22 protein-coding genes are annotated in these 25997 nt (G+C 53.3%); 12 read left to right on the top strand and 10 right to left on the bottom strand.

Annotated elements, in window-relative coordinates:
- The first annotated feature begins 25 nt into the window (after window positions 1–25).
- The 4 genes from HS100_13310 to metG all read left to right on the top strand — a co-directional run bounded on the left by HS100_13310 (window position 26) and on the right by metG (window position 4462).
- On the top strand, window positions 26–856 hold the full coding sequence (locus HS100_13310; GenBank protein MBE7434889.1) for a TatD family hydrolase: 831 nt from the start codon (window positions 26–28) through the stop codon (window positions 854–856).
- A 1-nt stretch (window position 857) separates the two neighbouring features.
- Complete coding sequence (locus HS100_13305) at window positions 858–1823, top strand: polyprenyl synthetase family protein (protein ID MBE7434888.1); 966 nt, start codon at window positions 858–860, stop codon at window positions 1821–1823.
- A gap of 84 nt (window positions 1824–1907) precedes the next feature.
- Window positions 1908–2414: a DUF177 domain-containing protein gene (locus tag HS100_13300; protein ID MBE7434887.1), complete on the top strand. Its 507-nt coding sequence runs from the start codon at window positions 1908–1910 to the stop codon at window positions 2412–2414.
- Between the two features lie 254 nt (window positions 2415–2668).
- Window positions 2669–4462 carry a methionine--tRNA ligase gene (gene metG, locus HS100_13295; protein ID MBE7434886.1) on the top strand — a complete coding sequence of 598 codons (1794 nt, stop codon included), beginning with the start codon at window positions 2669–2671 and terminating at the stop codon, window positions 4460–4462.
- A 121-nt stretch (window positions 4463–4583) separates the two neighbouring features.
- Here the strand turns inward: metG and HS100_13290 are convergent, their stop codons facing one another.
- The gene (locus tag HS100_13290; GenBank protein ID MBE7434885.1) at window positions 4584–6254 is read right to left on the bottom strand and encodes a serine/threonine protein kinase; all 1671 of its coding nucleotides are present in this window, start codon (window positions 6252–6254) and stop codon (window positions 4584–4586) included.
- A gap of 279 nt (window positions 6255–6533) precedes the next feature.
- On the opposite strand from HS100_13290, the gene HS100_13285 reads away from it, so the two are divergent.
- The 4 genes from HS100_13285 to HS100_13270 all read left to right on the top strand — a co-directional run bounded on the left by HS100_13285 (window position 6534) and on the right by HS100_13270 (window position 11840).
- A complete protein-coding gene (locus HS100_13285) occupies window positions 6534–7022 on the top strand; it encodes a GNAT family N-acetyltransferase (GenBank protein ID MBE7434884.1) in 489 nt (162 codons plus the stop codon).
- Window positions 7023–7085: 63 nt separating this feature from the next.
- On the top strand, window positions 7086–9197 hold the full coding sequence (locus HS100_13280; GenBank protein ID MBE7434883.1) for a protein kinase: 2112 nt from the start codon (window positions 7086–7088) through the stop codon (window positions 9195–9197).
- 122 nt (window positions 9198–9319) lie between these two features.
- On the top strand, window positions 9320–10423 hold the full coding sequence (locus tag HS100_13275) for an SRPBCC domain-containing protein (GenBank protein ID MBE7434882.1): 1104 nt from the start codon (window positions 9320–9322) through the stop codon (window positions 10421–10423).
- Between the two features lie 148 nt (window positions 10424–10571).
- Window positions 10572–11840 (top strand): serpin family protein, encoded by a 1269-nt coding sequence (locus tag HS100_13270; protein ID MBE7434881.1) that lies wholly within the window; start codon window positions 10572–10574, stop codon window positions 11838–11840.
- 29 nt (window positions 11841–11869) lie between these two features.
- Here HS100_13270 and HS100_13265 read toward each other — a convergent pair whose 3' ends face one another.
- Window positions 11870–12544, bottom strand: a complete 675-nt coding sequence (locus HS100_13265) for a hypothetical protein (protein MBE7434880.1) — start codon at window positions 12542–12544, stop codon at window positions 11870–11872.
- Complete coding sequence (locus HS100_13260; protein MBE7434879.1) at window positions 12541–13020, bottom strand: CinA family protein; 480 nt, start codon at window positions 13018–13020, stop codon at window positions 12541–12543. Before HS100_13260 ends, HS100_13265 begins: the two co-directional genes overlap by 4 nt.
- Before the next feature lie 202 nt (window positions 13021–13222).
- Between HS100_13260 and HS100_13255 the strand changes: the two genes are divergently transcribed.
- Complete coding sequence (locus tag HS100_13255) at window positions 13223–13456, top strand: hypothetical protein (GenBank protein ID MBE7434878.1); 234 nt, start codon at window positions 13223–13225, stop codon at window positions 13454–13456.
- A 51-nt stretch (window positions 13457–13507) separates the two neighbouring features.
- A complete protein-coding gene (locus HS100_13250; protein MBE7434877.1) occupies window positions 13508–18130 on the top strand; it encodes a sortase in 4623 nt (1540 codons plus the stop codon).
- 95 nt (window positions 18131–18225) lie between these two features.
- Here the strand turns inward: HS100_13250 and HS100_13245 are convergent, their stop codons facing one another.
- Window positions 18226–19590 (bottom strand): aminotransferase class III-fold pyridoxal phosphate-dependent enzyme, encoded by a 1365-nt coding sequence (locus HS100_13245; protein MBE7434876.1) that lies wholly within the window; start codon window positions 19588–19590, stop codon window positions 18226–18228.
- Between the two features lie 186 nt (window positions 19591–19776).
- Window positions 19777–20265, bottom strand: a complete 489-nt coding sequence (locus HS100_13240) for a hypothetical protein (GenBank protein MBE7434875.1) — start codon at window positions 20263–20265, stop codon at window positions 19777–19779.
- 57 nt (window positions 20266–20322) lie between these two features.
- On the opposite strand from HS100_13240, the gene HS100_13235 reads away from it, so the two are divergent.
- Window positions 20323–20841 (top strand): DUF309 domain-containing protein, encoded by a 519-nt coding sequence (locus tag HS100_13235; GenBank protein MBE7434874.1) that lies wholly within the window; start codon window positions 20323–20325, stop codon window positions 20839–20841.
- Window positions 20842–20922: 81 nt separating this feature from the next.
- Here HS100_13235 and HS100_13230 read toward each other — a convergent pair whose 3' ends face one another.
- The 5 genes from HS100_13230 to HS100_13210 are packed head-to-tail and all read right to left on the bottom strand — an operon-like array spanning window position 20923 to window position 25125.
- Window positions 20923–21369, bottom strand: coding sequence for a hypothetical protein (locus tag HS100_13230; protein ID MBE7434873.1), 447 nt, complete (start codon window positions 21367–21369; stop codon window positions 20923–20925).
- 44 nt (window positions 21370–21413) lie between these two features.
- Window positions 21414–22709 (bottom strand): DUF58 domain-containing protein, encoded by a 1296-nt coding sequence (locus HS100_13225; GenBank protein ID MBE7434872.1) that lies wholly within the window; start codon window positions 22707–22709, stop codon window positions 21414–21416.
- A 40-nt stretch (window positions 22710–22749) separates the two neighbouring features.
- Window positions 22750–23706 carry a MoxR family ATPase gene (locus HS100_13220; protein ID MBE7434871.1) on the bottom strand — a complete coding sequence of 319 codons (957 nt, stop codon included), beginning with the start codon at window positions 23704–23706 and terminating at the stop codon, window positions 22750–22752.
- Complete coding sequence (locus HS100_13215; GenBank protein ID MBE7434870.1) at window positions 23696–24301, bottom strand: hypothetical protein; 606 nt, start codon at window positions 24299–24301, stop codon at window positions 23696–23698. Before HS100_13215 ends, HS100_13220 begins: the two co-directional genes overlap by 11 nt.
- A complete protein-coding gene (locus HS100_13210; protein ID MBE7434869.1) occupies window positions 24256–25125 on the bottom strand; it encodes a DUF4129 domain-containing protein in 870 nt (289 codons plus the stop codon). Before HS100_13210 ends, HS100_13215 begins: the two co-directional genes overlap by 46 nt.
- Window positions 25126–25179: 54 nt before the next feature.
- Between HS100_13210 and HS100_13205 the strand changes: the two genes are divergently transcribed.
- Complete coding sequence (locus HS100_13205) at window positions 25180–25932, top strand: site-2 protease family protein (protein MBE7434868.1); 753 nt, start codon at window positions 25180–25182, stop codon at window positions 25930–25932.
- The last annotated feature ends 65 nt before the right edge of the window (window positions 25933–25997 follow it).

Genomic DNA, 25997 nt, shown 5'->3' with positions numbered 1-25997 from the left:
GCACTCGACACTTGGAATATGGCGCGTGAACCTTACCGACACTCACTGTCATTTATATTGGAACAAATTTGACGAAGACCGCGACGAGGTCATCCGGCGTGCCATCGATGCGGGTGTAACGAAAATGCTCGTCCCCGGCACGACGATTGAAACGTGTAGGCAAGCCATCCAACTTGCGGAACGGTTTGAGCAGGTCTATGCTGCCGTAGGAATCCACCCAACAGACACGGACTCATTTTCTGAAAATGACATCGATGGACTGTATAAACTTGCCGGGCACAAAAAGGTCGTCGCCATTGGCGAGGTTGGGTTGGACTATTACTGGATCAAGGATTCAGAGAAGCAAAAACTCCAGAAGCGTGTACTCAGTCTCCAGGTCCAGATGGCGGAAGCGCTGAAAAAACCGCTGGTCATCCATCTGCGAGAAGCGTCGGACTCGGTCAGCGGTCCCGTCTTCGATGACTTCTTCAAATTGATCGAGCCGTGGATCAAGCAATGGGAAACGCAGAACCATGCGCTTGGGTTGAATCCCGGCGTGCTCCATTCGTTCAATGGAGATTCACCCCTCGCCGCAAAAGGCATACAACTCGGCTTCTTTCTCGGTGCAACAGGTCCGGTCACTTATTCGAAAAATGCAAGTTACCGAGAAATGATTAAAAGTCTTCCGCTGGACCGGCTACTGATCGAAACCGATTCGCCCTTTCTCACTCCCGTGCCGTTTCGTGGCAAACGGAACGAACCGGCGTTCGTTCATCACATTGCTGATAAAATATCGGAAATCCATTCCAAAAGCCCTGCAGAGATCGCCGAGATCACCACTGCCAACGCGGCGCGGCTCTTTGCATGGGGAGATTGACTTGAACCCGGTAACCTTCCTTTCACCCGTCACAGAAGAAGTCAAACTTGTCGAGGAGCGCATGCGAGTCCAGGCAGACGAAGCCCACCCGGACCTGCGCGCCGCCCTTGAACATCTGCTTTCAGCGGGGGGAAAACGCGTCCGCCCGACCCTGGGATTGCTCGTCGGTAACATGCTAAACGCGCCGCTGGAAAAACTCGTCACCCTCGGTGCTGCAGTGGAACTGCTACATACCGCCACGCTGGTCCACGACGACCTGATCGATGGCTCTTTGCTGCGTCGCGGCACGCCCACGCTCAACGCGCGCTGGTCGCCGCCTGCGACAGTCTTAACCGGCGACTTTCTTTTTGCGCGCGCCGCCAAACTTGCCGCTGAGACCAATTACCTGCCGTTGATGAAGCTTTTTTCCGAAACGCTGGCGATCATCGTAAACGGCGAGTTGACGCAGATGTTCACTTCGCGCGGACTCATCAGCCGCGAAAACTATTACAAACGGATTCATGCCAAGACCGCGTCATTATTTGAAATGACCTCGCGCGCGGCCGCGATGGTCAGCCCGGCAAACGAGGATGTCGTCGAATCCATGCGCGATTTCGGGTATCAGATCGGGATGGCATTCCAGATCGTGGACGATATCCTCGATTACAGCGGCGACCAATCCTCTGTGGGCAAGCCCCTCGGCTCTGACCTGTTGAACGGTCTGGTCACACTCCCAGCCATTTACTTCGCTGAGATCCACCCCGACGATATGGACATCCTTTCCCTGCCGCAGGGCGGCTGGACGAATAACGAGAATATGAGCCGGCTCGTGGAGAAGATCCGCTCGAGCAGCTGTACCAAGAAAGCCATGGTCGAAGCCGAACAGCACGTGGACCGTGCGCTTGCCAAACTTGAAATCTTCGAGCCTTCAGCGGAACGCGACGCGCTCGAAAATCTGGCGAAATATATTATTGATCGCAAGGCATAATTTTCTAAACCACAAAACCCGCCAAGTGCGTTAAAGGTCTGTCATTCCTGCGGCTTTCGCACTCCTGGCGGTGAGTGAATTTCCATGGCTAACCCAAGAAAACCGTTTCGATTCAATGTCGGCTTCATCATCCATGAAGAGGTCGGATATAACCATGATTTCCCCTTCGAATTCGAGAAGGTCACGCTCGGCGGCGACCTTGAACTTCGAAATTTCGAGGGCGGCGTCAATGTCGGCAAAACCCCGCAGGGCTTGATCGCCCAGGGGAAATTTGCCGCCGAAACCACCCTTACCTGTTCGCGCTGTCTCACCGATTTTGTGCAGGAAATGGATTGGGAGTTTACCGAACTTTATGCGTTCGACCAGCGTTCGGTCACCGACTCGGGTCTGATCCTCCCGGAAGATGCGCATCTCGATGTGGAAGAACTTCTGCGTGATTATGCCGTGTTGGAGATACCAATCAATCCCATTTGTAAAGCAGGGTGCCTGGGCTTATGCTCCGAATGCGGACAGAACCTGAACGAAAAGGACTGCGGTCACCGCCCGGCGGAGTCTGATTCGCCCTTCGCAAAACTTAAGGATTTGCTGTAAAATACCGCTCATGAAATTCACTTCCGCTTTCCCGATGGTGCCAATGACCATGGCCATGCGAATGGGAATTTTTTATTGCGCCAAGTGGAAGGCACGTTAGTTTTTTGTACTTGAAAGAACGGGCTGTCCATTTTGCGGACAGCCTTTTTGTTTGAAAGTTCAAAACACAGAGAACACAAAGGGTCACAAAGGTTTAAGAATTCACCCTTCGTGTAACTTTGTGATCCTTTGTGGTAATAAAACGGAGTTCCACCATGACCGAAACCATTTTAGTAGCCGTCGCCTGGCCCTATGCCAATGCCGAAATTCACGTGGGCAACATAACCGGCTCACACCTGCCCGGGGATATCTTCGCCCGTTACAATCGCCTCAAGGGCAACAAGGTATTGATGATCACCGGCACCGACTCACACGGCACACCCGTCACCATGAGCGCGGACAAACTTGGCAAGCCCGTCGAGGAAGTGTACAAAACCTTCCATGAGGGCTTTATCGAGCTGTTCCAACAGATCGGCATCACCTACGACCTGTACACCACCACCCACAGCGACAATCACTTCAAAGTGTCGCAGGCGATGTTCCTTGCCTTGCAGAAGAACGGCTATCTCTACCGTGAGTTCAGCAAACAATGGTACTCCCCCAGCGCGGGAAAATTCCTGCCGGACCGCTACGTCGAAGGGACATGTTACATCTGCGGCTTCGAAGGTGCGCGCTCGGATCAATGCGATAACTGCGGCAATGTGCTCGAACCGGAGAAGTTAAAAAATCCGCGTGCGAAGACGGGCGATGGCGCTCTTGAATTACGCGATACCGAACATTTTTATCTCGACCTCTCCAAACTCGAGCCGGATGTCAAGAAGTTCCTGCAATCACGCTCCGACCACATGCGCGATACGGTCTTGGGCGAATCCTTGCGCAAGATCGAAAGCGAGGGACTCAAGCCTCGTTCGATTACACGCGACTTGGATTGGGGCATTCCCGTCCCTGTGGATGAGCCGCAATGGAAGACCAAAGTTTTGTATGTTTGGTTTGAAGCCGTTATCGGCTATCTCTCCGCTCCGATCGAGTGGGCACAGTTATCGGGCGCGAAAGAGGCGTGGCGTGATTGGTGGATCAACCCCGCCGCGAAGCAATTCCACTTCATCGGCAAAGACAATATCTTCTTCCACACGTCACAATGGCCCGCCGAGTTGATGGGCGCAGGAAGCGCGTTCCTTGAATTTTTTGCTGGCGAAGAAGGCGCGCCGCTCATCCTGCCGTTCGATGTGCCAGCCAATCAATTCATGAATCTCGAGTCGCAGAAGATCAGCGGTTCACGCAACTGGGCGGTTTGGGGACGCGACGCCCTCACCCGCTACGACCCGGACGCCATCCGCTATTACCTGACGGCGAACATGCCCGAAGCCAAAGACAGCGATTGGGATTGGGCCGAGTTCGTGGCGCGCAACAACAACGAACTCGTGGCGACCTGGGGCAACCTTGCCAACCGAGTGCTGTCATTTTGTTATAAGCATTGGGAAGGTCATGTGCCAAATGTGGACACAACCTCGCTTCGCCCCGCAGACCTTGACCTGCTCGCCACCATCGAGGCTGGATTCAACACTGTGGGCGCCGAACTCGACGCTGTGCGTCTGCGCTCAGCTTTGGGCGAGACGATGAAACTCGCCACTGTTGTCAATCAATATCTTGACATCAATGCGCCGTGGTCTGCTGTGAAGACCGACAAAGACGGCGCCGCCAAGACCATCTACACCGCGTTGAAAGCGATTGACTCATTGAAGATCATGTTCGCGCCGTTCATCCCCTTCACCTCCGAGCGCCTGCACGGATTCTTTGGCTACGAGACACCGCTCTTTGGTGAGCAATACACCGAAGAAGTCACCGACGCCATCGGCACACACAAGGTGCTGAGATACAAACCGGTTGAAGGCTTGCAATGGAAACCCAGCGACTTGAAACCCGGCGCAAAATTGAATCAACCCGGTCCGCTGTTCAAGAAGTTGGAAACGGATGTGATCGAGGCGGAACGGGGACGATTAGGTAAGTGAAGAGAAACCAGACGCAAATATTGCATCCGATTTTACTATCCTTGCTTGAAGTATGGAAAAACCTTGACCTTAACTGGCAGAAGGATGCCGAGAAATCAGTGTATTCCTTTGCCGCGCAGGTTTAATACTTTTGAAAAACCCAGGGCAGTTCCAAAACAGTCGGGGTTGTGAAGTCGGTCGTGATCTGGGCGACCTGCGAGGCTTTCAACGTCCTGAGCGAACCGCCGCTCAACATCCATTTCCGCTCGATGTAGTATCCTGCCAGATCGGTAAAGGATTTGAAAGGTCCGGCGGCCTGACCCGCACCTTCGAGGACAAGGATCGTTCCGTCTTCGTTCTTTATGCCGCAGACATTACTACCAACCGGGCTTTCGACGCTGAGACCGATCATAAAAGCATCCCGGCCGTTGACTTCAAGGAAGTAGCACTGGAGGATGGCGCATCCATCCGCGTCATCTATGCCGTGTTCGTAAACCATGCGGGCAGGGACATATTCGTTCCCGCCCCGTTCCCGAATGTCATATTCCGGATCGTATCGAATATTATTCGCCATGAATGTCCGCACACGGTCGATATCGATCAGGCAGGTGACAGCTTGATCAAAATCGAATTTCAGTCTTGCGCCCGGGTCGGTCATGCCTTCACATGGATCGACGTCGATGGTAGCGGGTACGATTTCATCGATTGCGCCGGGGCTGGGGGATTGGGCGGGGTAAGTGGAAACCTCTTCTGTGTTCGAAATCGGAGTGGAGAACAGAATACACAGGAAATAGACTGCCAGTAAAGAGAGGCATAAGCAAACAAACGCGATCCCCCCTGCCACAAATAATCTCTTCGGTCGCCATCCGCTTTTCACAGGAATCTGCCCCTCAGGGGGTAGGTAAGATTCCTTTGAAGTCATCCCGGGGGTGTTTTCTTCTATTGACAACGACGAACTTTCGGCTTTCGTAGAATCTTCCGTCGTTCCCAGGAGATTCTCCATTGCATCCACGAGTGCATCCATGGTCTCATAACGATCTGTTGGATCCTTTGACAGTAGTTTGAGCAGCATCTTCTCAACGGCATCAGGTAGATTCCCAACAAACTGGCTTGGTCGTGGGAGCGGCTCTGAAGACTGTTTCAACAGCACTGCCCCGGGGGTATCAGCCACATATGGTTTGCGTCCGGTCACCAATTCATAAAGCACGATCCCCAGGGAATACATATCGGATTGCCGCCCGACCTTACCGGTCCATTGTTCTGGTGCCATATATTCCGGAGTTCCCACGATCATTCCCGACAAGGTCAATGCCGGTTGCTGTTCCCCCTCGAACATTTTAGCGATTCCGAAGTCGGTCAGCATCGGCTCGCCCGACTCGGTGATAAGGATATTGGCAGGTTTAATATCCCGGTGGAGGATCCCATGCTGATGCGCATACGCCAATCCGCGGGCAATGGGCAGCAGGTAACGCAAAGCATCTTTCCACGCGATGGGTTTTCCCAGCAATTTCTTCAGGTTACCCCCCGGCAGATATTCCATCACCAGAAATGGAGCGCCCTCGTGTTCCCCGTAATCGTAGACCTTGACGATATTCGCATGTGCCAGGCGCGCCAGCGATTTCGCTTCCCGCTCGAACCGCTTCAAAATCTCATCCAAAGACTCGGGATGGAAGGCGTCCCCGCGAATAACCTTGATCGCCACGTCCCTCTCAAGCCGGGTATCGAACGCCTTGTAAACCGTCGCCATCCCCCCTTCGCCAAGTTGCTCCAATAGATGATACCGGCTCCAATATTGACCGGAAAGATCTGTCATTTCTGCTCGCTTTCAGGTCCCAGACAACCTCATCGAAGCGGCTCTAAAGTGTGTATAACAAGTTCAGGATTAAACCTCTGTCAATATCATTATAGGCAGTTTCCTTCATAAAACAAGCGTATCGTGGCGGCTTTACACCAACCGCGAGTCACGCCACTATCCTTCTTTTGCATCCTCCCGGAGCCCTTTCGCAACACCCGCGGGGAAACTCAAACCAGTGTCGGCTAAGATCCACCCTCCCAGGCGATGCGTTCTCCCGCATGATGCTATACTCCCACAATGATCACTATCCGCCCCATCACTCCCGAAGAAATCCCCGCCGCGAGACGGGTCATTCTCACGGTTGCGTACAACATCTATGGCTGGGAACGTGGTTTTGAAGACATGATCAGCCACTTTGAAACCGATAAAGAGTTCGAGGACATGGCGCATGTCGAAGAGCATTATTTTCAGAACGACGGTCACTTTCTGGTTGCGCTTGATGGCGACAATGTCATCGGCTCTGGCGCGGTCCGCAAATTCGCTGCCAGGACCGCCGAATTGAAGCGGATGTGGCTGCTCGAGCCCTATCATGGCAGGGGAATTGGATATCAGATCATCAATCAGCTGTTCGATTTCGCCCGCTCCAAAGGCTATGAAAGAATCATCCTGCAAACCAGCCCGGAACAGACGCGAGCCATCGCTTTTTACAATCGACTTGGGTTTTATGAGATCGCCTGCTACAACGAGAAACCCGGCGAGATTTCGATGGAATTAAGATTAGCTTAGCGACTTCCATTTCAACTCCATTTTCAGACATCCCCCCTCCGAATTCCGCTGTATAATTTGCCCATGGCAGACTGGATCGGACAGACCATCGGCAAAGTCCGCATCGAGAACTACATTGCGCGCGGGGGCATGGCGGAAGTATTCCTCGGCACGCACCTCACCCTCGACCGTCACGTGGCGGTCAAATTCATGCACAGTCATGTCGAATCCGAGCCGGAACTTCTCGATAGATTCCAGCGCGAAGCCAAAGCAGTGGCGGCATTAAGGCATCCGAACATTGTCCAGGTCTATGACTTTGACACGCACAACGGCCATCCATACATTGTGATGGAGTACATCAACGGGCCCTCCCTGGCGATGTACCTGCGCACCCTGCATAAAAACGGAGGGAAATTAACCCTGAAACAAGTGGCGCAATTACTCAAGCCGCTCGCTGAGGGACTGGATTATGCCCATTCTCAAGGCATCATTCACCGCGACATAAAGCCCGGCAATATCATCCTGAGCAATAACAGCGCCGAATACTCGTCCGATAAGCCCCTCCCTCCCGATACAAGTTGCGTCATAACCGACTTCGGTCTGGCGCGCATCTCAGGCTCGCTCACCCAGACCGCATCGGGCTTGGTCAGCGGAACCCCCGCTTACATGTCGCCGGAACAGGCGCAGGGCAATTCATCCGTCGATCACCGGGCTGATATTTATTCGCTCACTGTCGTACTATATGAAATGCTCGCGGGTCGCGTGCCCTTCGACGGTGATTCATCCCTCGGCGTGATCCTGAAACTCATCTCGGAACCGCCACCGCCGATCGAAAATATCTCGCCGGAAATTCAAGCGGTCGTCAGCAAAGGATTGGAAAAACTCCCCGAGAATCGACACCGGTCCGCCCGGGAACTGCTAGGGGAATTCTACGAAGCGATCGGGATGCACGCCGAAGCGGAAACCATCCATTCGCTCCGCTTCAAGACTCCGCCCCCAACAGCGTCAAGAACCAAGCCTGCCCAAACCCGAATCAACCCCATATGGATCGGCGCGGGAATCTTTGCCTGTCTTTGTTTCGGCGTTTTCGCCGCCAGCCTGCTGGGAATTTCTGTTTTTACGTTGTTGCCTGGGAGGACAACGCCTGAACAGGGCATCGCGGGATCAACCCCGCAAGAGACCCATGCGGCGGGCGTGGATGAAGCGGGGGGAGCTTCGGTCATTCCCATCGCTGGCGACTTTCCCGTTCTACGTTTTCAAGACGCGCTCGACCAAGTCACGATAAGCGGCTCGTTCCCAGACCCCGAAGACGGACATTACTATGAAGCCTGGCTGATCGATGACAGCAATGAAGTCCTAACCAGCCTCGGGACTCTCGAAAAGAATCAAGCGGGTCAATATTCGCTGACGTATCTCGACCCGCAAAGCCGCAACCTATTAAATGTTTATAACCGAATGGAGATCACCCTTGAGGCGAATCCAGACCCAAGCCCGAACCCATCCGATGATATCGTTTATTCGTCTGCAGTCCCGCCCGGCGCATTGACTCACATCCGCCACTTGCTCGGCAGTTTTGGGGGCACACCGGACCAAACTCCGCTGACCACCGGCTTGCTGCAAACAAGTCAACTCGTCCATGATGCGGGAGAGGCAATGGCGGCCGCCCTCGAAGCGGGAGACGAAAAGACTTTGAGGATGAATGCCGAGGTGATGATCAATCTCATCGTCGGGAATCAGAGCGGGGATCATAAGGATTGGGATAAGAACGGCAAAGTGGATGACCCCGGCGATGGATTCGGACTTTTACTGAACGGCGGACAGAGCGGTTATATCGAAGGGACGATCACCCATTCCGAACTATCCGCTTCCTCCGGCGATGCGACAGCGAACATCAAAATCCACGCGGAGCATGTCATTATCAGCGGAAAAAATGTCGAGGGCTGGGCGAGCCAGCTCCGGGACGTTGCGAAGCGGATTCTCGAGTCCGCGCCTGGTCAAATCTCAGAGGCGGATGTCCGCCTGGCGGTCACTCTCGCGGATCAGATCCGCAACGGAATCGACCTCGATGGCAACGAAACCGTGGACCCGGTGGCTGGGGAGGGCGGCGCAATCACCGCATACGAACACGCCGAATACATGGCGGATATGCAAATACTCGAAGGGGAAAATCAAACGCCGCCCCCGGCTGGTCAATAGACAACTTGAAACGCTTCGCTGTTGCGGGCGTTTTTTTTATTTGAGGGAAATTCCCCTCCATGGTAGGTTGCATATTGCGTGCCGCCGCTTTATAAAAAAGAAAAACGATCCGAGGAGAAACAATGAGCACAGTAACCGCTGAAACCTTTGTTCGAACCCCGCTGAAATTTGCCTATCGCGCCTTTACGAATGCGACCTCCCTGCGCGAATGGCTGTGCGATGTTGCCACAGTCGCGCCGCACCCAAGCGGACGCATGTATCTATGGTGGGCTGGTGATTTCTATTCCAGCGGGCATTACCTGGAATTGGAAGAAAATAAATGCGTGAAGTTCCGCTGGTATTCGAACATCGACCCCGCGCCTACCGAAGTTACCGTTACATTTACAGAAAAGGATGGAGGAGTGAACGTCCGCATGGACCATGAAGTGCCGGAGGACGAACCGTGGAACGGCAAACCGGAAAGTTTCCGCGAAAACTGGCAGGACAGCCTGCGGAATTTGAAATCTGTTCTGGAAACCGGGATCGACCTGCGCATCGCCGGAACGGTGGAAGGGATGGGCGCACAGCGCGCGGGAATCAAGCGCGACGACGTCCTTGTAAGCATGGCGGGCAAACCCATCACCAATGATTTCACGAGTCTGCAAGTCGCCATTGCCGGTAAGAAAGGCGGGGACGTGGTGGAAGTGGAATACTATCGCGGTTCGGAGAAAAATTCCGTCGCGATGGAATTGAGCAAACGCCCGATGGTGGATGTGCCGTTCGATCCTGCTGAACTGGCGAAACAAGCCCGCGCCTTGTTCGAGCCTGCGCTTTCCGAGATCGAAAAATGCTTCGAAGGGTTCAGCGACGCGCAAGCGATGAAACGCCCCGCGCCGAACGAGTGGAGCGCGCTTGAAGTGGTGGCGCATCTCATTCAGGGCGAACGCTTCAATGTCAATTATCTTTCCACGCTCGTTGACGGGTATGAATCCGTGGCAGACGGTTTTGGCGGCAACATCACCGAGTCGGTGGCAGCAACTGTGAAAGCCAACCCGTCGACCAAATTGATGATGGACGCCCTGCGCCGCAGTGTGGATGAAATATTGCTGTTCGTGGAAATGCTCCCTGGAGACTTCGTGGCGAATAAAGGCAGTTATTACCGCTTCGGCAGCGGCATGCTCCAGCCGGGTTTTCACTTAAACGCGCATACTCAACAAATCCGTGAAGCGCTGGCAGCCGCAAAATAGTGCGAATATAAAACTTATTCTGCACAGAAAACAAAACGGCGGATAAGATCTGCCGTTTTGTCATTTTCATTCCAACGACCATCGCGGATTTGGATACAATGGAAACAAAATCGCTGAAACATTCGTCCAGGTATAAAAGGAGTTCAACATGAAAACATATCCAAAGCTTGTTATCCCGATCATTCTGATGACGATCCTGCTTTCGGCCTGCGGTGGAGCGCCAGTGAGCATGGCCGAGTCGGGGCGGGCGCGGGAAAAGAATCCCAACGTGAGCCAGGCGAATCTGCAAACTTTGGTGGATGGAAACAATGCCTTCGCCCTGGACCTGTACCAGTCGCTTCGGACTCAAAACGGGAACTTGATCCTCTCTCCGTTCAGCATTTCCCTTGCCCTGGCAATGACGTACGCGGGCGCGCGCGGCGAAACCGAGGCACAAATGGCAAACGTGCTGCGATTCGGTTCGCAAGAGCAATTGCATTCCGCATTCAATGCCCTTGACCTCGCTTTGGAAGAGACCCCCATTGTGCTGGATAAGGAACAAGAGCCCATGCAACTGAACATCGCCAACTCCGTTTGGGCTGAGCAAACTTTCACCTTTCGACCCGATTTTCTGGATACCCTTTCCGTCAACTATGGCGCGGGCATTCACCTGCTTGATTTCATCACCCAGCCCGAGCCTTCGCGCAGAGAGATCAACAATTGGGTCAGCGATGAAACGAACGATAAGATCAGGGATCTTCTGCCTGGAGATTCCATAAAACCAACCACCAAAATGGTGCTTGTCAACGCGATTTACTTCAAAGCGGACTGGCTCTCTCCGTTCGACGCCAACGATACCCGGGACGGCGACTTCAAGTTGCTCGACGGTTCCAAAGTCACCGTGCCGATGATGGGGCATCAGCTATATATCCCCTATTTCGCCGGGGATGGTTTTGCGGCGGCGGAACTCCCCTACGTGGGCGAATCGGCCGTAATGACCCTGCTTGTTCCTGATGAAGGCCGGTTCGAAGAGATTGAATCTAAGTTAAACGGCGCAATGTTCAATGAAGTGTTGACAAATCTCAGCCAGGCAGATGTCACTTTGCGAATGCCAAAGTTTGAATTCGAGAGCGCATTTTCATTAACTGACACACTGGCAGGCATGGGCATGCCTCTCGCATTCGACAAAGATTTTGCGGATTTTTCCGGCATGACCGATCAACAAGCCCTGTTCATCGGCAATATCATCCACAAAGCTATTGTGACAGTCGATGAAGAAGGTACTGAAGCCGCAGCGGCAACAGCAGTCATCATGGACCTGGCAACTGCGATGGAGCCGGAAAATATTCTTATCATCGACCGACCGTTCATTTATTTCATCCGCGATGTGGAAAGCGGGCAAATCCTATTTATTGGGCGGGTGATGAATCCGAAATGAGCAAAGACCTGACAGGTTTTGAAAATCTGTCAGGTCTTAATACACTTTAACCAATCGGGAAGCTGATCGAACAGGGTCTGCATGATGCCCTTCGTGCGCTCCTCGAACAATGGCAGGTTGTCATACGCCTCTCCCGCTTCTTCATTTACCAGGTCGCTGACGCCTCGTAGAATCAACAATCGCGCGTCGTTCTTTTTTGCCACCCATGCCAGCGCGCCCGATTCCCAATCCCCGGCGATGGCACCCATCGATTTGAGATAGGTGATCTTCGCAGGCGGCAGGTCGCTGTCGGCAGAGGCGAGAATCCCGCGCCGGACAGGATATGGATATGGTTCGGGGATAAAGCTCAAATCGAGTCTTGAGGCGTAATAGTCCACGATGTTGAGGTCGCCTATCAATTCGACGATATCGTAAATGAAGGTACGCTCGACGAGAACAATATCGCCCAGATATGTCAAACCTTCAAAGCCGCCACAGGTCCCGAGATTGACAATGAGGTCGGGTTTGTCATGGTCGATCACGTATTGCATCGCGCCTGCCGAGGCGATCTTGCCCCAGCCGCTGTGAAATAACTCAATATCAAAACCATGGAGGTTCATCCTGGCGGTTTCGCCATAAGGGGACGATTCGATAGCGAGCGCGGGATAAATTTCCTTTACCGCTTTCCATTCGGCAATGGCGGAAATAATGACGGCGATCTTCATCGCAGTTTTTCCTCAAGAAGATCAAGTAGGAATTGCAAAGCGGCATCGCTTGAAAGCAGTTTGTTTTCGATACGGTCGCCATCCCAAACGAAATGACGCGCCCATTCGCCGTCTTTCGTCACCAAGCCGATCCAGGTGGTGCCGACGGGTTTTTCTTCGGTGCCGCCGCCGGGTCCGGCGATCCCGCTCACGCTGACGGCAATATCGGCATTGAATATTTTCCGCGCGCCGAGCGCCATTTCGATGACGGTTTCTTTGGAAACCGCCCCATGTGTGTTCAATGTATCCCATGATACGCCGAGCAAGGCGGCTTTGGCTTCATAGGAATAAGCCACCACGCCTCCCAAAAAGTAGGCAGACGAACCCGCTACATCGGTGATGCGATTCGCGATCAGGCCGCCAGTGCAGGATTCCGCCACCGCGAGAGTAAAGCGTTTTTCGTTATAAATATTGCCTATACGCAATTCCAAGGACATGAAGGTTGCCTCCAATCATTCGAGGAATTCTAACAGCCATTTTGTGAAGGAAAATACATTGACATACTGTCAAGTTGCATTAAAATTACCCCATACTTTACACATTTGAAAGGTAACTGTAGTCCAGTTACTTATTTTTGTATTCAATTATAGAAATTAATTTATAAATCCATTTATACCCTGTAGTCCGAGGAATGCTTAGATGTCAAATAACTCCACTCGCGTACAGGAACTTGCGGCGAGGATCAATATGTCCTACGACGAGTTCATCGGGGAAATGCGCAAATTGGGATGCAGCGAGCCGACCGCCATTAAGATCTGGCGCGGCGAATACGAACAGTTCCAAAATTTCAACGACAATAACGTGCAATTGAGCAACCTGCGCAAAGCGGCGGTTGTGCTCAAAGTGGGCACGGGATCATTATTGCCCTATTAACTCGCCTCGAGTAATAATTTTTATCCGACACATGGTAGCGAGGACATATAAATGAATAAATTGCTTTTCCAAAAGTTATTTTCGGCTAGTCTGATCGTAATCATTGCCTTATCAATGATGCCGGTCCCGCGCGCGCGGGCGGCCACCCTAACTGTAACCACCAATGCAGGTGGAGCAGTTGCTGTTGATGGACAGTGTTCCCTACGAGAAGCGATCATCAATGCTAATAATGATGCTGCGACCATCCCGGACTGCATTGCAGGAACAGGTGTAGATATAATTCAATTTTCAGCGGCAGTTACCACCATTACTGTTGCAGGCGCTGCACTGCCAGCCATCGCAGACGCCGATGGATTGATCATCGATGGCGGTGGCGATGTGGTAGTGGATGGAGGTGGAGCATTTCGAATTTTCAACGTGACCGGCGGCGCATTCACCGTCCAAAATATCACCCTGTCGAACGGCCAGGTCAACGGGAACGGCGGCGCGATCCTGTATGCGGGCGGGGTCGGGCTTACAGTGAGTTCCTCCACGTTCAACACCAACCGAAACATTACGAATGCCGCTAACAATGGCGGCGGGATCTACCATACCGCGGGAACATTCAGCGTCTCCAACAGCACCTTCAACGGCAACTATACCCAGAATGACGGCGGAGCGGTTTATATCGCCAACGGCACAGGCACCATGACGATTACCGACAGCGTGTTCACCAATCAGAACAACGTCGCCATCGACAACGGGGCGGCAATCCATCTCCTGGCTGGAACGCTGGAAATCAACGGCGGAAACTTTACGGGCAACAGCACAACCAACGGGGATGGCGGTGCCATCTTTCAAGATGGCGGCTCGCTTACCATCGGAAATATCTCCCCTGTTACTTTTGCCAATAATTCTTCATCTGGTAATGGGGGGGCAATTTCCAATGACGCTGGCACTCTGATTGTCACCGGCATATTTACCGGCAATTCCGGTTCCTTTGGAGGCGCGCTCTTTTACACAACCGCAGCCGGCACGTTCACGGTCTCGAACTCCACGTTTACGAATAACACAGCCGTTATTGGGAACGCCGGCGCGATCCGCAGTGGCGGTAACTTCACACTCACTAATTCCACTTTTACAAACAATTCTGCGGTCGCCAATGGCGGTGCCATTTGGCATACCCAAAACACTTTGAGTATTTCCGGAAGCACTTTCGACGGCAATTATTCATCCGGATTGGGCGATGGTGGTGCCATTTACCTTGTCAGCGCTACCGGAACTGCGACTGTGGATAATACCAACTTCAACAACCAGAACAACGCAGGCATCGATGATGGCGCGGGTCTTTACATAGACGCTGGAATTGTGCAAATCAATGGCGGCGGGTTTGCCGGCAATTCTGCCACCGGCAATGGGGGCGGCATTGCTGTTGGTGCAAATGGCACACTTACGATAGGAAATACCAGCGGGGTAAATTTTGCCAACAATTCGGCAGGTGTCGGTGGTGGTGCCATCTATTTTAACGGCAATTCTCCCCTCTCAGTAACGAATTCAATCTTCCAAAATAATACAGCGCTTACAAATGGCGGTGCGCTAGTGGTCGCCAGTGCATTAGCCAGCCTCAATGTGAGCAACAGCACATTCACAGGCAACACAGCCAGTGATGACGGTGGCGCGATCGTTAACAATGCCAATCCTGCAACAATTACGAACAGCCTTTTCCAAAACAATTCTGTTACGGGCATTTCACCAAACAACGATGGTGGAGCCATACAAAACAACGCAACCGCAGATGGCACAACTATCCGGCTTTCAACGTTTATCGGCAACACCGTGACCAACACATTCAATAATAATGCACGCGGTGGTGCCATTGCCAACTCTGGGGCAAATTTTGTATTGGCAAATGTGACCTTCTCGGGAAATTCCACGAGTGAGACGGGTGCAGCCGCTGGAAACGCCCAAGGCGGCGCCGTTTGGTCCAATGATAATGCGATTATTCATAACGCCACCTTTTCTGGGAATAGCGTATCAGATACAGGCACAGGTGCCGCTGATGGCGGAAATGTCTTCCAAAATGGCGGCACACTTACGATTGCTAATACGATTCTGAATAGCGGGACAGAAAATGGGGCGGCGGGTAACTGCGGTGGCACCATTACTGATGGCGGAAATAATATTTCCTTCCCAGCAATAGATTGTGGTGGTGGGTTCACCAATAGTGATCCACTTCTTGGAGGTTTGGCTGGAACTCCAAGCTATTTCACCCTTAATATTAGCAGCCCTGCGCTAAATACGGGTAATAACGCAGTCTGTGCGACTGCGGCCACCACCAATAACCAATCCCAAAATGGTGTTACACGACCAGTGGGTCTCAATTGTGAGATCGGCTCTTATGAAGCGCCGACAGCGACTTTGACGCTCCAAAAGACCGTCGTCAATGATAATGGCGGCACCGCCTTGGATAATGCGTGGACACTGAGCGCCAACGGACCCTCCGCTATCAGCGGCGTGGAAGGCGATGCGGCAATTACAAATGTTACGGTTATCGCCGGTGATTACACCCTCAGTGAGAGCGGCGGACCCGCCGGCTATGGCACAACCGGCATTTGGAGTTGTTCGGGCTTTGTCGGTGGGAGCCAAACCGACGATGACCAAATCACCTTGGCGTCGGGAGATAGCGTCACATGTATTATCACTAATGATGATATCGCCCCCACGCTCACATTGGACAAGATTTTGACAAACGATAACGGCGGCGCGACTGTTGAATCTGATTGGATTCTGACAGCGACAGGAAATCCCGCCACAATTCCAGCAACCTTGAGTGGTGCTGGTGCCGCGGGTAATACCGATGTTGTAAGTGACGCAACATTCGATGCCGGTACCTATGATCTATCAGAGACGGGTCCTTCCGGATATTCCGCCAGCGCCTGGGTGTGCGCAGGTGGAACGCAAGTTGATGGCGACACGATAACGCTCGCCCTGGGTGAAACGGCAACCTGTACCATCACGAATGATGACATTGCCCCGACGTTGACCCTGCTCAAGGACATAACCAATAACGATGGAGGAAGTTCGGTCGATGGCGACTGGACACTTAGTACAGTAAACCCCAGCCCCAATCTCATCAGCGGAGTGGAATCTGACCCCTCCATCACCAATGTAACAGTGAATGCAGGCTCATACTCACTATTCGAGACAGGTCCTGCAGGCTACACCAATACCGCGATCACCTGCATCGGCGGGCTTGACACAGACGGTTCCGATGGGCTGGATCTTGACCCCGGCGAGAACGTCACCTGTACTTTCTTCAATGACGACATTGGCGCAACCTTGACACTTGCCAAGGACGTGACCAACAACAATATAGGCACCGCAATTGACACAGACTGGACATTGAGCGCAGCAGGCCCGACAAACATAAGTGGCGTTGAGGGAGATTTAACCATCACCGGGGCAGGTGTAAGCGCGGGTTTCTTTACGCTCACTGAAAGCGGCCCATCCGGTTATACCAATACGGCCATCACCTGCATCGGCGGAACCGACCCAGACGGAAGCGATGGACTGGCTCTTGCTCTGGGCGAAAACGTCACCTGTACCTTCTTCAATGACGATGATATCCCGGTCCTGCTCATTCCGAATGTGAATTCCAATCCCGATACCGGGGATGCAAGCGTCACAGAGAACGAGGTCATCCCAAGCTCGCTCAACGTTACGCAGCTTCTCGTCGAATTCAACTGGGACGTGTATGACGATCCCGCTGACCTGGTCAACTTCGCAGACGATGCCACCAACCCTGCCAACTATCTTTTGGTCCGTTCAGCCACGGGTGCATTCAACACCCTCGGCTGTCCAAATGCGGTTGCGCCGGATGTGAATATCCCGAACGTTACCTCTGTGACGTATAGCAATGGCGGCGGTTCCGGACCATTTATTGCCACACTCAACCTTAGCGCCCCGCTGACAACACCAGGATATTATCGCCTTTACGTCTGTGGAACCACATCTATTGTTTTAGCAGCCGATCCGACGGTTGCGCTGGCTGGGAATGGCGCAGCCGGAACCGACTTCGCCCGCAACTTCCAAGTCGTTGCGCCTGCCAGTGGCGGAGGAGGTGGAGGACGAGGAGGCGACGACTCGAGAATTTCAGCCCGCGATCTTGCCGCATTGCCCGCCACCGGTTTTGCTCCGAACCGCGTCACAATCCTCCCTGAGCAGCCGTCTGACGTGACGTATGCCGACCTCGGCGACTTATGGATCGAAATCCCAGCTATCGGCGTGAGAACCCCGATCGTCGGTGTGCCGCTTTCCACAGAAGACGATTGGGATGTGACCTGGCTCGCCAATAACGTCGGCTGGCTCAATGGAACCGCGTTCCCGACCTGGGAAGGCAACTCGGTCGTCACGGCCCACGTCACCAATGCAGACGGGTTGGATGGTCCGTTCGCGAACTTGAAAAAACTCAAATACGGCGACCAGATCATCGTCCACCTGTACGATGAGAAGTACATCTTCGAAGTGCGCAATTCGAGGCTCTCGCGTCCCTACACCACCAGTTTTGCCTTCGAGCATCTCGAAGACCAATCCTATCTCACCCTGATCACCTGCCAGTTCTATCTGCCTTCCAGTGACACATATTTCTTCCGCCGCATCATCCGCGCCGTGCTGGTGGAGGTGCAAAGCGAATAAAGACCGGGCAGATTGATGATTAACGGAAGACCTCCGAAAGCATATTTTCGGAGGTCTTCTTGTCATATCCCTTTATTATCTTTTGCGGGTCTTTCCTATACGTCCTGTTGCCTGACCGCACTTTTATCGGTAATCTTCAACGCTTCATCCAGCACGGTCATTCCCTCTATCAACTCCCTTTCATTGATGATCAACGGCGGAATGATCAATACAGTATGCCAGTGTGTGTACAGAAACAAACCGTGGTCAAGACAATATTTCCTCAACGCTGTCATTTCCGGCGACGAGCCGTTCCACGGCGCCATCGGTTCCTTCGTTTTTCGATCCTTGACCAGCTCGAGGATGCCGAATAAACCGATGCTCCGGACTTCACCCACCGAAGGGTGCGCCTCTCCCAGATCGGATAACATGCGCCTCAAGACTCCGCCCAAGCCTGCCGCATGCTCGACAAGCTTATCCTCCCTCATGGCTTGGATGTTCGCCACCGCCGCCGCCAGCGAAATGGGATGCGATGTGTACGTCAAACCGCTTTCGAAGGCGTGCTCGTCAAAAGCCGCAGCGATCTCGGGCTTCATCGCCACCGCGCCCAACGGCGCATACGCGGACGTGAGTCCCTTCGCCATGGTGATGATGTCCGGTATCACATTCCAGTGTTCGACGGCAAACCACTTCCCCGTCCGCCCGAAGCCGCTCATCACCTCATCGCAGATCATGACGATGCCGTATTTGTCGCAGAGCTTTCTCACGCCCTGCATATATCCATCCGGCGGGACGATGATTCCGTTTGTACCAGTGACAGATTCGATCAAAATCGCCGCAATGGAATCTGGTCCTTCATAAAGGATGATCTCCTCCAAATGATCGACGTAATCCCGAGCGAATTCCTCTTCAGAGATGTCCGGGTTCGTGCGGTGGAAAGTCGAGCGATAACGATACGGGTCGAGGAAATGCACCACGCCCGTCATCAGGTTCGGCTCCCATGCCACCCGGCGCGGATCACCCGTCGCCGCCATCGCCCCCGCTGTCGCGCCGTGATACGAACGATATCGTGTAAGGATTTTGTGGCGACCGGTGTATCCGCGTGCGAGTTTGATGGCGTTCTCGTTCGCGTCCGCGCCGCCGAGTGTGAACAAGACTTTGCTCAAGGCTTTATTCGGCGTGACATCTGCAACCGCTTTACTCGCCAATGCGCGGATCTTCGTCGTCATGCCGGGAGCGGCGTAAGGAAGTTCGGCTGCCTGCACCTGCATGGCTTTGATGATGCGCTCGTCGCCGTGCCCGATGTTGACGCACATCGTCATCGAGTTGAAATCAAGATAGCGCTTGTCGTCCACATCCCAAAAGTAGACGCCTTTCGCGCGTTTGACGGCAATGGGATTAATCCTGGCTTGCGCAGACCACGTCCAAAAGACGTGTTCTTTTGAGAGGGAGAGAATTTCATTATCAGGAAGGTCGAACATGGGAATTCCTTGGGTTGCATAATTCGTAATGCGCAAATACGAATTACGCATCACGTATCACGAATTATAATCCTACCCCATGAAGCCATTTTCCTGAAATCGCATCGCTGTGATCGGCACAACGGGTTCGGGAAAATCCACGTCAGAGGAGTGGCTTAAGGAATCTAACGCTTTTAAAGCGGGAGACTACCCATTTACCCAGGAAATTGCCTGCAAACAACCGATCAGGATGATAATCAAGAGAAATAATCCCCAATCGTTTGTAAATCGGCCCGCCAAAAAAATGATCAGGGAAACAAAGGTTAATCCCATGACCAGCAGGATACTGATTCGCAATATGCGGCGGCGAATTCTGCCTTGAATATCCTCCCGTCTGGGCATGAATTTGAGTTTTTCCCGGTATTCCGAAAGGTCCCAGGCGATCAGGGCAAATGCCGCGCCGCTGAAAATCCATCCGGGATGGAATTCGAACCAGACACCGATCGCGGCAAGCAACAGGGATAATCCCAAGGCAAATGTCGGAAACCATTTCCATTTACGCCAGTAAGATGCCAGCCAGACAATGCCAAATGCTGCGATCCATCGCGAAACGCCACCATAACCGGCCTGCCAATAACCCCATGCAAAGGAACCGGCCGAGATGGCAATGCAAACGAACAACGCGATCGAAATCAATTGTCCTCCGAATTGGATTTTACCATCCGGTTTAAACCCGCATGTTATACTCGCGCAATGACGCAGGGAAGATACCCAGGCGATTGCAGCGGGAAGCTCCATCCGAATGCTGGAGAGGGAATACAGCTATTCAATGAGGGAAAATACTTTGAAGCGCACGAGGAACTGGAAATTGCATGGAATGAAGAACCGGGTCCGATCCGGGACCTATATCGGGGAATCCTGCAAGTGGCAGTGACGTACCTCCATATCACACGCGGAAATTACGACGGCGCAGTCAAAGTCCATGCGAGGAGCTTGAAATGGATACAAGGCTGGAGCGACGTTTGCCGGGGAATCAACGTGGGGAAATTACGCAGTGATTTGGCTATTGTGATGAGCGAAGTGGGACGGCTCGGAAGGGACAGGATTGGAGATATCGATCGGTTTCTATTCAAGCCGATCCTGTGGAATGAAAAGAGACGATGGGTATGCGATCGCTGCGGGGGCGAGATGCAAGAGTCGAATTGCAAAGTTACCTGTCCGAACTGCGGCAACCGCTTCGACTGTTCGGATTTGAATCTGTATTTCGATTGAACGGCTTCTCGATCCGCTAAAAAGGGCGGGGACACTGAACTGGCGGGGGACTTAATTGATCCGCTCAGAATGGCATAAATCTCATTCCCTGCTTCGCAAACGGTACACCAGCGAGCTGATACCCCAAATACCCAATAAGGCGAAGACCAAGGCCGATCCAAGTGTGAGGTCGATCTGAATCAGAGTGGAAAATGCAACACCCGCCGCACCAAGTCCGATCACGATGGCGAGGCGCGTGAAATGTGCGAGTTCCATCCGGTGAATATCATCGCGATCCGTTATTTGTTTCAGTCTTTCTTCAAAAGCGGTCAAATCCCATGCGAGGAGGGCAAGGACCATGCCTGCCAGCGATATCCAAATGGAAGCACACACCCACAGGGCAATAACTGAAAGCATTCCAAACAAAAAGAATGCGAATCCTGTAAAGCGGGTCAGACCGCGCAGGTGAAAGACCAGCCAAGCCATGCCGAGCAAAGCAGTTGTGATTCCCTGAATCGCTAATCCGTGAGAAACGAAGGCATATGTCATAACGGATGCACAACCCGCAATGGACAGGAGAACGGTATATCTTGTCACCTGCGCGCCCCCATACCGCGATGGATGGCATGAACCCATGCGGCTGGCTTGCTCAACGTCGCAAAAGCGACTTGCTCGAATGGCCTGGTGACATCCCAATTGACAACCTGTATGCCCAAATGACGCAGCTCTCGCAACGTGCTTTCGCGCTGCAACCGCAGGATACGCTTGGCAAGCTCGACGGATGGACGGCGGTCAAGCCCCTGCGCTTCGAAAGTGACCGGGTCCGGGCTGATGACCAAAAGTTGAAAACCACTGGCGCGCAATTTTCCCAAAAGCAACACATCCTCAGCCATAAGAGGACTGATGAGCACGATCAATGAATTTGGAGGAAAGAGACGCCGGGGAACGGCAAGGGAATTAAAACTTTCATCCCCGCCCATCCCGGCGAAGGCAAGATCCTGCAATATGCGCTCGCGTTGATACTTGCCATAACCGGGCGATGTCCATTTGCTATGCCTGCCGTGTACAAACAAACCCACCCGGTTTCCTTCTGAAAGGAGGGACGAGGAAACCGCCACAGCCGCGCGGACCGATTCTTCGAAGATGGTGCGCCCGCCTCCAAACTCGTTCACGCTTTTTCTTCCATCCAGAACGATGCCCACATCGGCGACCCGCTCCTGCTGGTATTCGTTCGAATAAAGTGCATTCGGCTGTCTGGCGGAAATTCGCCAATTGATACGACGCGGCGAGTCCCCCGCCTGATATTCGCGCACGCCAAAGAATTCGATTCCGGTCCCGCCCTGATTGGCGGGGATTACGCCGGAGTATACGCGGGTTTGCCTTGGGAGGATCGAAATGCGGCGGACGCGAATCAGACCCGGAAGGACGAGCACCTGCCCAGGCGCTGGAAGAAGCGCGCGTTTACTCACCAATCCCAATTGATCTTCGGTCGTTGCGTGAATCCCATCAAAGGAATGGCTTCCGCGTTTTCCCAGCACGGTATACGACCAGTCAACCCGTCCGGCTGCAGGTATCGAAACCAGACGGTTCGGCGACCCCTCGATGACTTCGAGAAATTTCGGAAGCGGATCACTCAGATGGACCTGCTCCAAATGTTTGCCATGATTCACTACCGTGATTCGAACCGTGATCATGCCGCCAGGGGAAATACGTTCCTCGCTCAAGGTTCGTTCCGCTGAGAGGTCGATATCGTCCGGTGCGCGCCATAAGCCTGCAAGCAAGTACAGAACCAAAGGCAATGTCAGCGACACGATGCCCCCGTTCAAGGAAGCGACCCCGATGAGAAAGACAAAATAAGTCAGCGTGGCAAGCAGGGCGATGCGACTCATAAATATATCTTCCGCCATCCTATATCTATTTGCGGATAAATCACCCCGTCACCGGCACAGGGACTTTACGCAGCACATCATTGATGACCTCGCCCACAATATCGCGCGCCACCCAATACTCGGGCAACAGGATGATGCGATGCGTCAACACGGGTGCGGCGTATCGTTTGATATCGTCCGGCAGGACAAAGTTACGCCCGCTCAAGGCGGCGTGGGCGCGCGCCAGTTTAAGGAACGCCAGTGATGCCCGCGGACTTGCGCCTACCGCCACCCGGCGGTCGTTGCGTGTTTCATGGACGATCCGCACAATATACTCTTCGAGATCTGCGTCTACATGAATGGTTTCGATCGCGTTGCCGAGCTTAAGTATCTTTGAAGCCGACATGACCGCCTTCAAATCAACATCCTCCCGCCTGCGGATGCGGCGGCGATTGAGAATCTCGCGCTCATCCGCGATGCCGGGGTACCCAATGGAAAGTTTCAACATAAAGCGGTCCAACTGCGCCTCGGGCAATGGAAAAGTGCCTTCGTATTCGATTGGGTTCTGCGTCGCCATCACCAAGAACGGATCGGGCAGGGGCATGGATTTGCCTTCAAGAGTCACCTGTCCCTCCTGCATCGCTTCGAGCAATGCAGATTGGGTCTTTGGCGAAGCGCGGTTGATCTCATCGGCAAGCACGATGTTGGTGAAGATCGGTCCCTGCCGCAGTTGGAATTTATTTTCCTTTCGATCAAGGATATATCCGCCCGTGATATCGCCGGGCAAAAGATCGGGCGTGAACTGAATGCGTTTGAAACCGAGTCCCAGCACGGTGGCAAAAGATCGGGCGATCAGGGTCTTGCCCAGACCGGGAAAATCCTCCAGTAAAACATGCCCGCCGGCCAGCGTGGTTGCCATGATCATTTCGAGCAAATTTCGTTTACCGACAACGGCGCGTTCCACCTCCTCCAATACATCACGCACTGCCGTCGCAACATCTGTGAATTTATCGCTCATGGGGAATCTCCATTTGCTCTTCGAGATAATCCAACACAGATTCAAGACCGATATCCAGCGCGGTGGGTTCCTTCTTTTTGAAAAGTCCCGGTGTCGGGAAATCCACATACGAACCGTTCAGCCCTGCATCGAGATATGCTTCGATCTCCTTTGAGGGAGGTTGAACCCGCCCGGATGTATTTCGATTATGCGCCGCATGCACCCGCCCAAGTAGGTGGGCAATCCGCCATTTGAAATAGACGCCGCGTCCCCGTTCCTCGATCCATTCCGCCATCGCCTCGACCGGACCCGCTTTTGCGGGCGTGTCCATTCGGCTTGTTTCATCCCTGGAGCCTTTCCCGTAAAAACTGCCCACTGCCACGTAGACGATCAAAATCAATAGCGCGATCCATATACCCTGCGGAGGAATGATCCGCCCGAATAAGTTCAACGACCAGACCAGATAGGAGAAGGCATAGATCAGCCACCCGGCGATCTGGTTTCGATAGATCAGGAAAACTGCCGCGAGCAGGAGCATCAAAGCGATGGATGACCATCGCTTGAAGTTTTTTATCGATTTTTCGTCCCGCACGCCTTGAGAATACCCGTCAGGCATCGCCTCGCCTCCTTGATCTCCTCCGCGCTGACTTCCTGTCCTCCATACCGTACGCGCTCGAACACATCGGTCAATCCTTGCACTGCGCTGCGCGGAAGACCCATCCCTTCGAGCCGCGCGGCAAACTCAGCGGGTGTCGTTGCCGCCTCGCGCACCACCCCGCGTTTTTCACCCACAACCTTGTTCATTTCGAGATAACAGCGGATGATCGCGTTTTTGGATGGATTCATGCCAGAAATATCGTCCAGTGTCGTTCGCGCGATCTCCGCGATCTCGTTCATCTCCAAAGTGGGTTTGAACCAACGGTCGAACGCGCGGTTGAGGACGAAAAGAAGGACGAAGCCAAAAGCGATGGCCAATAGGCTCGAGATCCAAAACGCCCAGCCTGAGGTCAGGGATGGAGGCGAAAATTCGCCTGGTCCCAGCTCACCGGCGCCTGGGGCGGGCATCCCTTCCAATGCCTCTGCGGATAAAAATCCGCCCTGTCGCGCAAGAGGACCAAGGACCAATGTAAAGAAAAGGATAAAAGCGATCGCGCGCATGAGCGCATTCATCACGCTATTTCCCCGTTGCGGGCGGACGGGTCCGAGCATCAGGAGGAAAATCAAAAGGAACAAACCCGGAACCAGATAACGAAACCATAGGGTTCCTTTTCCCGGCTTGATATCTGAAAAATCGAGTGGAGCGGTGCTTCTGTCCAACCTGACCGAAAATGGTTGAGCAAATTCCATGTTCCCCAAGCCTGAAGCGAGGATCACCAATGCGATAAACGCCCCGACGGCAAGCAGAATGATCCATAACTTATCGCTGAGAAAAGATTTCATAGGGATGGCGGTATTCTACCATCGCTCCTTTTTCACATGTTATACTCGCGTATTATGCTTCAATCCGTAACCCCCACCCGCTTCGACCTGCGTTTCTCCATCGCCGGGATCCCCGTGCGCGTTCATCCGTTGTTCTGGCTGATCGCTCTTCTGCTTGGCGCCAACTCGGGTCATCCGCTCATGATTTTGGTCTGGGTGGCGGTTGTGTTCATTTCCATTCTCATCCACGAATTGGGACATGCTTTTGCCTTTCGCAGATACGGACAGCCGTCCCACATTCTCCTGCACATGACCGGCGGATTGACCGTCCCCGAATCCGTGCCGTGGGCGGGCGGATACACCAGCGTTGGGCTGACCCCGAACCAGCACATCTTCGTCTCACTTGCCGGACCGTTTGCCGGATTCGCCCTCGCCGGGCTTGTCCTTGCCGTTGGCGCATCTTTGGGGGGGACGATCATTTTCACCACCCTGCTCGGACTCATCCCCTTCCCGCTTGTGATCATGCCCCAGGGGTTTGGCATATTCAACGATATCTTCGTCACGTTTTTATGGGTCAATATCTTTTGGGGAATCATCAACCTCCTGCCCGTCTATCCGCTTGACGGCGGGCATGTCACCCGCTACTTTCTGATCCAGCGCGATCCGTGGAACGGCTTGCGCACCTCGTTATGGATTTCCGTCATAGCAGGCGGCACGCTGGCTGTTTTCGGTTTTATCTTTCTGGGCAGTATTTATATGGCATTCCTGTTCGGTCTGCTGGCCTTCCAAAGTTTTCAGATGGTGCAGGCAATGGCGGGGCGGTATTGATTCATTATTAATATGGGTGGAAGATTACCGGAATCCCCTTTTTAAATTACTGAAACGATCTTATG

It is taken from the genome of Anaerolineales bacterium, assembly GCA_015075725.1.
Lineage (GTDB): Bacteria > Chloroflexota > Anaerolineae > Anaerolineales > Villigracilaceae > Villigracilis.
The sequence above is the reverse complement of the archived record's forward strand: the minus strand, read 5'-3'. Positions and strand labels throughout refer to the sequence as shown.

Coding starts and splice junctions, on each gene's coding strand:
- HS100_13300 (MBE7434887.1), top strand. CDS start 1,908: ATGGCTAACCCAAGAAAACCGTTTCGATTCAATGTCGGCTTCATCATC.
- metG (MBE7434886.1), top strand. CDS start 2,669: ATGACCGAAACCATTTTAGTAGCCGTCGCCTGGCCCTATGCCAATGCC.
- HS100_13290 (MBE7434885.1), bottom strand. CDS start 6,254: ATGACAGATCTTTCCGGTCAATATTGGAGCCGGTATCATCTATTGGAG.
- HS100_13285 (MBE7434884.1), top strand. CDS start 6,534: ATGATCACTATCCGCCCCATCACTCCCGAAGAAATCCCCGCCGCGAGA.
- HS100_13280 (MBE7434883.1), top strand. CDS start 7,086: ATGGCAGACTGGATCGGACAGACCATCGGCAAAGTCCGCATCGAGAAC.
- HS100_13275 (MBE7434882.1), top strand. CDS start 9,320: ATGAGCACAGTAACCGCTGAAACCTTTGTTCGAACCCCGCTGAAATTT.
- HS100_13270 (MBE7434881.1), top strand. CDS start 10,572: ATGAAAACATATCCAAAGCTTGTTATCCCGATCATTCTGATGACGATC.
- HS100_13265 (MBE7434880.1), bottom strand. CDS start 12,544: ATGAAGATCGCCGTCATTATTTCCGCCATTGCCGAATGGAAAGCGGTA.
- HS100_13260 (MBE7434879.1), bottom strand. CDS start 13,020: ATGTCCTTGGAATTGCGTATAGGCAATATTTATAACGAAAAACGCTTT.
- HS100_13255 (MBE7434878.1), top strand. CDS start 13,223: ATGTCAAATAACTCCACTCGCGTACAGGAACTTGCGGCGAGGATCAAT.
- HS100_13250 (MBE7434877.1), top strand. CDS start 13,508: ATGAATAAATTGCTTTTCCAAAAGTTATTTTCGGCTAGTCTGATCGTA.
- HS100_13245 (MBE7434876.1), bottom strand. CDS start 19,590: ATGTTCGACCTTCCTGATAATGAAATTCTCTCCCTCTCAAAAGAACAC.
- HS100_13235 (MBE7434874.1), top strand. CDS start 20,323: ATGACGCAGGGAAGATACCCAGGCGATTGCAGCGGGAAGCTCCATCCG.
- HS100_13230 (MBE7434873.1), bottom strand. CDS start 21,369: ATGACATATGCCTTCGTTTCTCACGGATTAGCGATTCAGGGAATCACA.
- HS100_13225 (MBE7434872.1), bottom strand. CDS start 22,709: ATGAGTCGCATCGCCCTGCTTGCCACGCTGACTTATTTTGTCTTTCTC.
- HS100_13220 (MBE7434871.1), bottom strand. CDS start 23,706: ATGAGCGATAAATTCACAGATGTTGCGACGGCAGTGCGTGATGTATTG.
- HS100_13215 (MBE7434870.1), bottom strand. CDS start 24,301: ATGCCTGACGGGTATTCTCAAGGCGTGCGGGACGAAAAATCGATAAAA.
- HS100_13210 (MBE7434869.1), bottom strand. CDS start 25,125: ATGAAATCTTTTCTCAGCGATAAGTTATGGATCATTCTGCTTGCCGTC.
- HS100_13205 (MBE7434868.1), top strand. CDS start 25,180: ATGCTTCAATCCGTAACCCCCACCCGCTTCGACCTGCGTTTCTCCATC.